The sequence below is a fragment of the Caldicellulosiruptor hydrothermalis 108 genome, from assembly GCF_000166355.1.
In the GTDB taxonomy this organism is placed as follows: domain Bacteria; phylum Bacillota; class Thermoanaerobacteria; order Caldicellulosiruptorales; family Caldicellulosiruptoraceae; genus Caldicellulosiruptor; species Caldicellulosiruptor hydrothermalis.
Map to the genome: position 1 here is coordinate 1,100,773 of NC_014652.1, position 11,902 is coordinate 1,112,674.

8 protein-coding genes and 1 pseudogene are annotated in these 11,902 nt (G+C 30.2%); 8 read left to right on the top strand and 1 reads right to left on the bottom strand.

Features of this window, described 5'->3' with window-relative positions:
- Window positions 1-91: 91 nt before the first annotated feature.
- The 8 genes and pseudogenes from CALHY_RS05500 (at window position 92) to rfbC (ending at window position 8,777) form a co-directional block, all read left to right on the top strand.
- A complete protein-coding gene (locus CALHY_RS05500; protein ID WP_013402993.1) occupies window positions 92-1,417 on the top strand; it encodes a glycosyltransferase family 4 protein in 1,326 nt (441 codons plus the stop codon).
- Window positions 1,401-2,525 carry an FkbM family methyltransferase gene (locus CALHY_RS05505; protein WP_013402994.1) on the top strand — a complete coding sequence of 375 codons (1,125 nt, stop codon included), beginning with the start codon at window positions 1,401-1,403 and terminating at the stop codon, window positions 2,523-2,525. Before CALHY_RS05500 ends, CALHY_RS05505 begins: the two co-directional genes overlap by 17 nt.
- Before the next feature lie 241 nt (window positions 2,526-2,766).
- Window positions 2,767-4,977 carry a haloacid dehalogenase gene (locus CALHY_RS05510; RefSeq protein WP_013402995.1) on the top strand — a complete coding sequence of 737 codons (2,211 nt, stop codon included), beginning with the start codon at window positions 2,767-2,769 and terminating at the stop codon, window positions 4,975-4,977.
- A gap of 63 nt (window positions 4,978-5,040) precedes the next feature.
- Window positions 5,041-5,319, top strand: a complete 279-nt coding sequence (locus CALHY_RS13400) for an SPASM domain-containing protein (RefSeq protein WP_274376864.1) — start codon at window positions 5,041-5,043, stop codon at window positions 5,317-5,319.
- Between the two features lie 23 nt (window positions 5,320-5,342).
- Window positions 5,343-6,116 carry a glucose-1-phosphate cytidylyltransferase gene (gene rfbF, locus CALHY_RS05515; RefSeq protein ID WP_013402996.1) on the top strand — a complete coding sequence of 258 codons (774 nt, stop codon included), beginning with the start codon at window positions 5,343-5,345 and terminating at the stop codon, window positions 6,114-6,116.
- A 24-nt stretch (window positions 6,117-6,140) separates the two neighbouring features.
- A complete protein-coding gene (gene rfbG / locus CALHY_RS05520) occupies window positions 6,141-7,217 on the top strand; it encodes a CDP-glucose 4,6-dehydratase (RefSeq protein WP_013402997.1) in 1,077 nt (358 codons plus the stop codon).
- A gap of 6 nt (window positions 7,218-7,223) precedes the next feature.
- Window positions 7,224-8,135: pseudogene (locus CALHY_RS13865) on the top strand (NAD-dependent epimerase/dehydratase family protein).
- Between the two features lie 33 nt (window positions 8,136-8,168).
- The gene (gene rfbC / locus CALHY_RS05530; protein ID WP_013402998.1) at window positions 8,169-8,777 is read left to right on the top strand and encodes a dTDP-4-dehydrorhamnose 3,5-epimerase; all 609 of its coding nucleotides are present in this window, start codon (window positions 8,169-8,171) and stop codon (window positions 8,775-8,777) included.
- Window positions 8,778-9,067: 290 nt separating this feature from the next.
- Here the strand turns inward: rfbC and CALHY_RS05535 are convergent, their stop codons facing one another.
- On the bottom strand, window positions 9,068-11,887 hold the full coding sequence (locus CALHY_RS05535; protein WP_013402999.1) for a DEAD/DEAH box helicase: 2,820 nt from the start codon (window positions 11,885-11,887) through the stop codon (window positions 9,068-9,070).
- Window positions 11,888-11,902 lie beyond the last annotated feature (15 nt).

Sequence of the window (11,902 nt, forward strand, 5' to 3'; positions counted from 1 at the left end):
CATTAAACCCAATTAGTTATAAAGCTATCCAAATGTTATAAAAAATGAAATAACATAGCAAAATTATTTTCATAAAAAGGAATGGTAGAGAATGATTAAAATTTGTCATGTTACTCCCCATATGGGCGGAGGAGTTGGGAGAGTTATTTCCGGTTTAGTTAGGTTAACTGCTGATAAAATACAACATAAAATAATTTTGCTAGAACAGCCTCAAAAATGGAATTTTATTAATTCAGCCTTTGAAGCAGGGGCTAAAATATCAATATCCCCTGATAGTTCGAAAATAGGAAATTTACTTTCTGAAAGTGATATAGTTGTTATTCACTGGTGGCATCATCCCAAAATATCAAAATTTTTATATAATTTACCTGAAGTTCCATTACGCATAATTATATGGACACATATAAATAATCTTACTGTTCCAGCGTTAAATCCGAACTTTTTATTAGAAGCAACAAGGGTTATTTTCTCTACAGAAGCATCTTATGAAGCAAAGGTTTTTGAAGGAATTCCTCCAGACATTTTAGAAAAGAAAACAGGAGTCGTATATGGCTGTCCAGGTATAGATGATTTTGTGAACATAAAAAAGAAGGAACATGATGGTTTTAATGTAGGTTATATAGGGTTGGTTGATTTCTCAAAATTGCATCCTAATTTTGTGGAGTTTTGTTCTGCTGTTAAATTAAATAAAGCTAAGTTTATTTTAGTCGGTGATGCACCAGTTAGAGAGTATATTGAAAAAAAAGGTGAAGAAAAAGGGTTAAAAGGAAAATTTATTTTTACTGGATATGTAAATGATGTAAAAACAGTACTTTCGGAAATCGATGTTTTAGGTTATCCACTAATACCATATCATACATTTGCTGCTGAAAATTCTATTATTGAAGCTATGGCTGCAGGAATTCCACCTGTTCTTCTTAATCAATTGGTAGAAAGATATATTATCAAAGACGGAGAAACAGGAATTTTGGTTAATAGTGTAGAAGAATATGGACAGGCAATAAGATATTTATATAATAATCCCGATAAGAGAGAGGAAATGGGTAAAAAGGCTCAAGAATATGTTTTAAAGAAATATACGGCTAAAAATTTTGTAGAATCTTTTATTAAAAATTGTGAATTAACCATGGAAGAATCAAAAAAGTTAGTTAATTTCAAGAAATATCTAGGTAATACTCCTGCTGAGTGGTTTATGTCTTGTCTTGGAAAGGATTATGAAGCGTTTAAAATTAGTTATGAAACTGGATTGAACAATCAAACCGAAGAGATAAAAAAGTTAATTAAATCAACTAGTCCATCGTTAAAGCAAAAGAATAAATCCTCTGTAATTCACTATAGAAGAGAATTTCCAAATGATGTATATCTTAATCTATGGGCGAAAATAATGGAGGAAGAAAGTAATGAATGTTTCGAATAACAATAGTTTTCAGACCAAAATAGAAAATTTGATTATGTCTTACGAAAATGCTGAACAATTTGATAAGTTTTTTAATGAAATTGCTTCTTCTGATATTTTCATTTACGGAGCGGGGAATGCAGGGAGAATGACATATGAATTATTGCAAAAGTTAAATTTGGACATAGTGGGGTTTATGGACAGAAGGGCATCTGATTTGAAAGCTTACATTGGTAAGCCTGTTTTTCCTGTTGACACTAAAGAGATAAATAAAGAAAAAGCCTTTGTTATTATTGGTTTTTTATGTAATGAGGAAGAACTGAAGAAAATAAAAGAGTATTTATTTGCACTAAAGTTTAAGAAATTTTGTTATTACTACGAAATGTGTATATTTTATAATATTTTGGACCTTGGCAAAGATGTTCTTAAACATCATAAAGACAAAATAATTGAAGCAGCTTCTTATTTAGAAGATATAAGAAGTCAAGAAATTTTTTTCAATTTTCTTGAAGGTACTTTCTCTATAAATATAGAAAAATTGCCCAAACCGGATAAGAGCATTCAATATTTTGTTGAAGATATTGATCACAAAAAAGGATATTCACGATTCATTGATTGTGGGGCTTATGATGGTGATACTGCTTATATGTTAAATAAAATGGTAGGACAAGTTGAAAAGATAGCTTTGTTTGAACCTGAGCCGGATCACTTCAAAAGATTAGTGAGTAAACTAAAAAAAGATCCGGTTGCAAAAGAGCATATATTATTTCCGTGCGGGGTATGGAGTAGTACAACAATGTTGAAGTTTTTATCAGGTAAGGGTATGGGAAGCCAAATTTCACAAGATGGTGATATTTATGTACAATGTGTAGCTTTGGATGATGTGCTGATGGATTTTGCGCCTACCTTTATTAAAATGGATGTTGAAGGGGCTGAATATGAAGCTCTCATAGGTGCAGAGAACATAATAAAAAAGTACTCTCCCGATTTGGCTATGTGTGTTTATCACAAAATTGAGCATATATGGGAAATTCCTTGTTTAATTAAGAAAATTAATCCTGATTATAAGCTTTATTTGCGAGCTCATGGATTATACGGAGTGGATACAGTTTTATATGCAACTTGTTAATATCAGCTGTAAGATTTTATAAATTGATTTCCTAAATAAACCTAATTTTCTTGGTTGTTATTATGGCAATTAATACGTAGAATTTTAAAAGATGTTAAAAACTTAGTAAGTACACTTGAAAAATTTTAGTAATTAAATTTGTTGATGCATGCTGTTTTTGCAATATGCCATTTGATGAACCACAACTATCCCCTGGAGAGCAATTACAATAAATCTTTATTGTCAGAAAGGAGAGATAAACATGAATTGGATTGAATACCAAAATCAGGAAGATATTGACTATAGAAGGAGATTTATCGAAGAGTTCCGTTTTAATTTTAATGAATATAAAAATAAAAATATTGTTCTTTATGGTATTGGAGAAAAAACAAAACTTATATTAGAAGAAGCTAAAGAATTTAATTTTGTTGGATTAATGGATAAAGACACAGTAGGAAGTGTTATTTATGGACTAAAAGTTTTATCTTATGATGAGGTTATTTCTTCAAATGTAGACTTAATAATTATTGTGGCTAATATGTCGGTTTCTGAGTTAATATATAGGCGTATTTCGTTTTTAAAAAAAGATTATGGAATAGAAATTAAGTATATTAATGGAACTACTCCTGTTGATTTTGGAGATGAAATAATAAGTAATGATCCATATTGGTTAAATGATATAAATAAATTAAAATCAGAAATAGAAAAACATGATGTAATTTCGTTTGATGTTTTTGATACATTACTTATGCGGAAAGTATTAAATCCTTCTGATATTTTTGATTTAGTAGAAAGAGAGTTATATTACAAATATAACATTGAAATACCATTCAAGATAAAAAGAATTGAAGCTGAAAAATATTGTTACAATTATATAGATAAAAATTATGATATTTTCCAGATATACAGTGTATTAAAAGAATTGTTAAATATAACTGATAACAACTTGTTAAATAAAATAATGCAAATAGAAATTGAGTTAGAAATGGAATGTTGTATACCAAGAAGTGATATTATAGATGTGTATTTGTATTCAATAAAAAAAGGGAAAACTGTATGTATTACTTCAGATACGTACTTTAATAGAAAATATTTAGAACTATTACTTAGGAAAAATGGGATCTTACAATTCGATAAACTGTTAATATCATGCGAAGAGAAAAAGTCAAAGTCTGGTGGAGATATGTTTGAATATTTAAAACAATTGTATAAGCAGAAGAAAATATTGCATATTGGTGATAATCAAATTTCTGATAGAGAAATACCTCAGAAATATAGTATAAGTACATTCCAAGTTAGAAGCGGGTATGATTTGATTTTAAGTTCTTTATTAAAGGATTTGTTGATTAATGTCAAAAATTCCTCTGATAGTATTTTGATGGGAGTGAGTATGTTCCCTTTATTAAAGAGTCCTTTTTCGTTGAATAAAGGAAAAGGGGCCATATATATAAATAGTATGTATGATATTGGTTATTCATTCTTTGGTCCAATGGTTTTAAATTTTGTATTGTGGCTTATTAAAATGGCCAAAAAAGAAAGAATAGAAAAATTACTTTTCTTTTCACGTGATGGATATATTATTGAAAAGATATATAAGAAAATAGTTGAGTTCTATGATCTTGATGCACCAGAAAGCATATATTTTTTAACATCAAGAAGAGCTTCAAGTGTAGCGGCTATTGAAAATTGGGAAGATGTAGTATTTATTATAAAAAATGTGTGTAAATGTAGAAATTTGAAAATAAAAGAGTTAATAAATATAGCTTTTGGTATTTACATAGAGGATAAAGACGAGTTCGCAGAAAAATATTATTATGAAGTTACGGAAAAAGAGTTGTTAGACTATTTATATAACTATGCTGATTTAACATTTGAGAATGCAAAGAAAGAAAGGGCAAATTATTTGAAATATATTAGTTCATTAACAATAAAAGAAGCTAGAAATATAGGCTGTGTTAATTTTGTAGGAAAGGGGGTAACACAGTATTGTGTTTCAAAAATAATGAAAAAAGATTTATGTGGTTATTACTTTGCAACTGAATATGATATAAAAAACATAATTCTTCCCTCTCAAAAGGCATATGGTTTATATGGAGAGTTAATTTCTCCTCATTTAAGCAAAACTTCTATCTCAACCAAGTATTTATTTGGCGAAATAGTATTTACTTCGCCAGATGGGCAGCTTGTAAAGTTTGATGATAATGGACAACCTGTATTCGAGAAAAATTCAATTAACGAATTTCACTTTTCAATAATAAATGAATGTCACGAAGGCATGCTCGCCTTTGTAGAGGAAATGATTAAATTAGATAGAGGATTATTAGAAAGAAATTTTGGTAATGAACTAATTGACAAGTTATATGGTTTATTTACATCACATGCGTGTTTTATATCCGATGATATAAAAAAATTTTTTATTGTTGATGATTACTACGCTCCAAGTAGAAGAGGAACTAATTTGTTTATGGATTGATTAAGTTATTCAAATAATTACTATTTTTCATAAAGATGATCTTTACAAATTTTATAAGCTAACATTTGTCCACAACCTTTTTACATGATGCAAATTAACCCAGATGGCAATGTAGTTCCATGTTGTTCTTTTTCGTATCCAATTGTTGTTGGTGATGTAACTAAAGAGTCATTTGTAGATATCTGGAATAGTTCAAAATTTAAAGCTTTTAGAAGAGGTATGTTGGATGGAATTAATAATGCAAGCAGTGTATGCTCAAAGTGTAAACAATATAAGTATGGAATTTATGAGGAAGACGTACTTGATAATTATGCAGACCAGCTAAAGAAGCTATTTGAATAGTATAAAAAAGGGGGAAAAAGAAAGTGAAAGCGGTAATTTTAGCGGGGGGATTTGGAACAAGGCTTAGTGAGGAAACCATAAGTAAACCTAAGCCCATGGTTGAAATAGGTGATAAGCCTATTTTATGGCATATACTTAATATATACTCTTATTGGGGAATCAATGAATTTATTATATGTTTAGGTTATAAAGGTTATATGATAAAAGAATACTTTGTAAACTATCATTTACATAATTGTGATATTACAGTTGATATAAAAAGTGGGGAAATTTACTACCACAATAATTTCAATCAAGATTGGAAAATTACATTAGTAGACACAGGACTGCATACTATGACTGGAGGAAGAATTAAAAGAATTCAAAAATATGTTAACAATGAAACTTTCATGTTGACCTATGGGGATGCAGTGGCAGATATAAATATCAATGAGCTTTATAAATCACACATAAAATCAAATAAAATAGCTACAGTTACAGCAGTTCGGCCTCCAGGGAGATTTGGAACGTTAATAATTGATAATGAGAACAATGTAATTGAGTTTATTGAAAAACCAGCAGGAGATGGAGCGTGGATTAATGGAGGATTCTTTGTTTTAGAACCAGAAATTTTTAATTATATTAAAGATGACTCTACAATTTTTGAAAGAGAACCATTAGAAAGATTGGCAAAGGAAAATCAGTTGAATGCGTATAAACATTATGGGTTTTGGAAAGCAATGGATACACTAAGAGACAAAATTGAATTAGAAAATTTGTGGAATAGTGGAACTGCTCCATGGAAGTTGTGGGATTAAGTATTTTCATTGGGGGAACATAGAATGAACTTTTTAAATAGTTTTTCCAAAAAAAAAGTATTGATAACTGGTCATACTGGGTTTAAAGGTTCTTGGCTCACTATGTGGTTACTAAAATATGGTGCAGAGATAATTGGTTATTCGTTAAAGCCTCCAACAACGCCAAGTTTATTTGAAATTTGTAAATTAAGGGACAAGATTGTTAGTATTGAGGGCGATATAAGAGATTATGAGACTCTTTCTAATGTTTTTAAGAAATATAAACCGGAGATAGTATTCCATTTAGCAGCACAACCACTTGTAAAAAGATCATATATGGAGCCTGCTTATACTTATGAGACCAATATTATGGGTACAGTAAATGTATTAGAAGCTTCGAGATTAACAGAAAGTGTAAAAGTTATAGTCGTAGTAACATCTGATAAGTGTTATGAAAATAAAGAGTGGGTTTATGCATACAGAGAGACTGACTCATTGGGGGGAGTAGATCCGTATAGTTCAAGCAAGGCGTGTGCTGAGTTAATAGTTTCAGCATACCGAGCAAGTTATTTTAAAAAAAGTAAGGTAGGTGTCGCTTCAGTAAGAGCAGGCAATGTTATAGGAGGAGGAGACTGGGCTGAAGATAGGCTTATGCCCGACATCATTAGGGCGATAATGCATAATAAGCCTCTTCAGATAAGGAACCCTAATGCAACGAGACCTTGGCAATTTGTGTTAGAGCCATTACTTGGATATTTAAAATTGGCGCATCTGTTGCAAAAAGAACCAGAAAAGTATAGTGAAGCGTGGAATTTTGGTCCTTTAAGTTTTAGGTTACTCAAAGTTATAGATATTGTGGAGGAAGTAAAAAAATATTGGAATAATTTAGAAGTTAAGATTGAAAAAGAAAATAGTTTTCAAGAGGCAAATGTCTTGAAATTAGATATCAGTAAGTCAATTGAAAAACTGAACTGGTATCCTGTTTATGATATATATACATCCATTAAAGAAACTATTGAATGGTACAAAGCTTTTTATTTCAAAGAAACTGAAGATATGTTTGAATATTCTTTGACCCAAATAAAAAAATATGAAGAATATGCTAAAAAATATTTGGAGTGATATTGTGTGTGGTACAGAAAGGTTCTTATTACAGGGATAACGGGATATATAGGTTCTAATATAGCAAGGTATATAGTCAATAATATGACATGCCGAGTTATAGGAATAAAAAGGAAGACAAGTAATATGGATTACGTTAGAGATATAGAAGACAAGATTAAATTATACCAAATTGAAGATTCGTTTAAAGAAATTGACGAAATTCTATCAACTGAAAAACCAGATATAATTTTTCATTTAGCAGCACGATTTCTTCACAACCATACCTCAGATGATATAGATGATTTGATTAATAGTAATATAAGGTTTGGAGTGTATATTTTAGAGTCAATGATAAAAAATAAAGTAAAGTATTTAATTAATACATGAACTTCATGGCTGCATTACAATAATGAAGAATATAATCCTGTAAATTTATATGCAGCAACTAAAAAAGCTTTTCAGGATATTTTGAAATTTTATACAGAAACATATAATTTAAATGTGATTACATTGGAATTGACGGATACATACGGTCCAGGAGACAGAAGAAAGAAAATTATAAATTTGTTAAGAGAAGCATATTTAAGTGGCAAAGTTTTGGACATGTCACCAGGGAAACAGGTAATGAACTTCGTATATATTGATGATGTTGTATTGGCGTATTTACATGCTGCAGAAATTATTTATAAACAAAATTTAAAAAACGAGTGCTTTGGTGTTGTATCCAATGAAAACTATACTTTGCAAGAAGTGGTTAGAATGATAAATGAAATTACAGGAGATAAATTAAAAGTTAGATGGGGGGCTTTACCATATAGAGAAAGGGAGTTTTTTTCTCCTTGGATGAATTACAAAATTTTGCCTGGTTGGCAACCAAGAGTAAAATTAAGAGATGGGCTGAAAATTCTTTTTAGTAAAGAGCTTCAAAAATTTTGATACTTATTATATATTATCAGGAGGGTATGTTGGATGTTTAAAGAAGTAAATAAGTCGATAATTCCTGGTTGTTTTGAATTTATCCCTGATATAAAAGAAGACCAACGTGGTATGTTTGTAAAAATTTATAATACTGATTTTTATAGTAGCATATTGCTTAACACAAGTATAAAAGAAAGCTACTTTACTATTTCTCACAAAAATGTAATAAGGGGTTTACATTTTCAATTACCACCTTATGAAGTAGCTAAAATTGTGTGTTGTGTTGAGGGAGAGATAATGGATGTTGTTGTAGACTTAAGAGAGGGTTCTCCAACCTATGGTAAGTATGATATTTTTTATCTAAGCGCAGAAAAATCTAATATTTTATATATTCCCGAGGGATTAGCACATGGTTACTGTGTTTTGAGTGAAAAGGCAATAGTAATTTATAATGTTACAAATGTATATTCAAAAGAACATGATACTGGAATAAGATGGGATAGTGTAGGAATTCCTTGGCCAGTTGATAATCCTATACTTTCAGAAAAGGACAAAAATTTACCAGAGTTTAAATATTTCCATACTCCTTTTAAGTATAAGGGTTATGTAAATATAAATGTTGAGAATTTAATGGATAAAATTATTGGGAATAAAATTTAGGAAGAATTATTTATGTGTGGGATGGAGTAAACTTGTATGGCTTAATGTTAGAGATACTACTAATAAATTAAGGATAGAATAATTCATTCCAGAGCCTTCCAAAGATTGGAAGCAAGACAAAAGTTTCTGTGTCAGCAAATGGTGACCATTACAGAGAACAAAATTAAGCCATACTCTTGTAGTTCAACAAATTTCACGCTCAATTGCGAAAGCTTTTCTTTGAGAATGGTGTAAACCAAAAGAATTTATATGATTAAAACAGAACAACTAATCAAACTCAATGCCTAACGTTAACACTTAGCCTCAACAAAACTATCCAAATCTAATACTTCTTCTAATTCTTCAAGTGATATTTCAAATTTGTTTGGAACAATTACTTCTTTGAACAATTCTTTTTTAGCTTGAAGTAGGTCATGTATGTGCTCGTCGATTGTCTTTTTGACCAAGTCAGGAGCAGTTGTAATTAAGTAGTAAACGTTGACATCTTTTTGCTGACCAATTCTGTAAACTCTGTCTGTTGCTTGGTCTTCCTTTGCAGGATTCCATTCCCGAGTATAGTGTATCACATGGTTTGCGGAGGTAATATTGAGCCCTATGCCACCAACCTGTGTGTTGAGGATTAAAACATTAAATTCTGCTGATTGATTAAAATTGTCAATTATTTGTTTGCGGCGAGAGCTATCCCGTATTTCACCATTCAAGATGTTGACAAACAAGCCATATCTTTGTTGGATTATAGATGAAAGCATTGCTTGGACAGGTTTAAACTTTGTGAAAATCAAAGCTTTTTCATCTTTTTGCTTTATTTCATCAAGTATTTCAATTAGTTTTTTCACCTTTGCGCACTCTTTGACCACTTTGTTGATATTCTTCTTGTGTATATCGTCGTTTGATATTTCTGGAAAATCACATACGTATATTAGCTTATGAAGAGTATCAAGAAGAATTTGCTTTTTATTTTCGGATTTTTTGAAATCAGCTATAATTTTACTGTATAGCATCTTTTGATAGTCTGTCATTTCGATACGGTGAGAAATTACGAATTTTTTCGGAAGTCCATGAAGATTTTTATCCTTTGTTCGCCTGAGATAATAAGGTTTAATTATTGATAAAAGTCCCTCTATTAACTTTTCAGAATCATTACTATCTGAATTAACAATTGGATCTTCAAATCTCTCTTTGAAATTATGATAACAGCCCAATAAACCTGGTTGAACGAAATCCATAATGCACCAAAACTCGCTTAGTCCATTTTCAAGTGGTGTGCCTGTCAAAGCTACTCTTGTTTTTGCTTTGAGTGCTTTTGTGGCTTTTGTTCTGTAAGCGTCAGGATTTTTTATGTATTGAGCTTCATCGCACACAACAACTTTCCAATCTATCTTACCAAGAATGATCTGGTCTTTCACAAGCGTGTCATACGTTGTTATAACAATGTCGTTTTTTGCAATTTCTTCTGGTTTTCTAATTCTATTATTATTGTGGTGAATGTAAAGATTGTTTTTCAGCAACGGAGCAAATTTCTCTATTTCGTCAGACCAGTTTTTTATTAATGTATTGGGTACAATGATTAGCGATGGTTTCAATTCTTCAATTTCCTTTAAATATGCCAAAAAAGCAATGACTTGAAACGTTTTTCCTAAGCCCATTTCGTCAGCAAGTATCCCGCCAATAGAGTTTTTGTACAGTGTTTTAAGCCAATTGATACCTTCCTTTTGAAATTCTTTAATCTCAATATTTTCACTGATGAATTTTGGTCTGATGAATTCTACTTCTTCTTTTGTGAGTTGGAGTTTAAAATTGATAACTGTTTCACTGTATTCAAGATGAGCTATATTATCAAATATCTCTAATACGAATTTAATTTCACTTTCTGGTATTTTAAAACCTGTTTCTTCATATACGCTTTTTATTTCCTCAATTTTTGTTTTGAAATTTTTAATATCATTGTAATTATTTCTAACCCATTTATCGCCTATTTTTACGTATTCATCATTTGATAACTCTAAAATAGGTAAGATTTCGTCAATCTGAACATCTTCGGAATATTGGTTGTCAGATGATTCAAACTTAATTTCTCCTACTAAGTCGAATAAACCTGTTTTTGTGTCTTTATTTAGCTTTATAATTGGCTTTATATGATAAACTTTTATACCAATTTCTTTAACCCTTTTACTGAATTCGTCTATATCTATCCAGTCGGGCAAAAACAAATGGGGGGTTTCAATCAGTTTTGGAATTTCGGGTCCTTTGAATTTGGGAAGCCTTTTTATGGTATTGAATTTTTCCACAGCATTGTTACTGGAAAAGATTCTAATTCTTCGATACCCAATTGGAATTGTTTTGACTTTTTCAAGATATTCATCTTTGCTATGAAAAATGTGATTAATTTCTTGTGTTTTTTCACTTTGGTGAATAATAACAGGTTCAATTGCAATTTCGTCTTTATTCGGTGTTTTGATTACATAATCAACTTCATCTACATACAAGTATTCCTCGTTTTTTAAGTAATCTTCGAGAATAACATTTTCAGACTTTGCTTTGGACTGCAGTAGACTTATATATTCTGCCAACATTTCCTTTGATTTTTCTTGATTGATTTTGTTTACAATAGAAATCAAATCATACACATGCTTTTCCATTAGATATGCCTTGTTATCAAAAAACAAAACATTTTCTATAATATGATATTTGTCAATTTTCTTACCACTGGAAAGATATAAATCATATTTAAGCCTAAAATCAACAGAAGTGAAAATACCTTCAGTACGTATCTTTATTTTTAAATTTTTGATGTCTCTTGGTAAGTTGGTCAGTATTCTATCCTGATTCTCTATTTTATACAAGCTATCATATGAGATGATATATGCATTTTCTTTATGTGGCTGAATTATTTCATCGTTCCATAATTGTTGCAGAATTATCAATTTCTGGTATGAATCACTTGTTAGTTTCTTCAGATATTTCGTTATAATATGGTTTTTGTCAAAAGGTAGTGAAATATTTTGTCTTTTCTTGTTTGTAAAATTTAAGAAAATAGTTGTGATAATACCATCTTTACAATAATCTATCTCAGTAGAGATAGACTTTTTGAAAAGATTAAAGAAAAACATGAGTCATCTCCCACC

Coding starts and splice junctions, on each gene's coding strand:
- CALHY_RS05500 (WP_013402993.1), top strand. CDS start 92: ATGATTAAAATTTGTCATGTTACTCCCCATATGGGCGGAGGAGTTGGG.
- CALHY_RS05505 (WP_013402994.1), top strand. CDS start 1,401: ATGAATGTTTCGAATAACAATAGTTTTCAGACCAAAATAGAAAATTTG.
- CALHY_RS05510 (WP_013402995.1), top strand. CDS start 2,767: ATGAATTGGATTGAATACCAAAATCAGGAAGATATTGACTATAGAAGG.
- rfbG (WP_013402997.1), top strand. CDS start 6,141: ATGAACTTTTTAAATAGTTTTTCCAAAAAAAAAGTATTGATAACTGGT.
- rfbC (WP_013402998.1), top strand. CDS start 8,169: ATGTTTAAAGAAGTAAATAAGTCGATAATTCCTGGTTGTTTTGAATTT.
- CALHY_RS05535 (WP_013402999.1), bottom strand. CDS start 11,887: ATGTTTTTCTTTAATCTTTTCAAAAAGTCTATCTCTACTGAGATAGAT.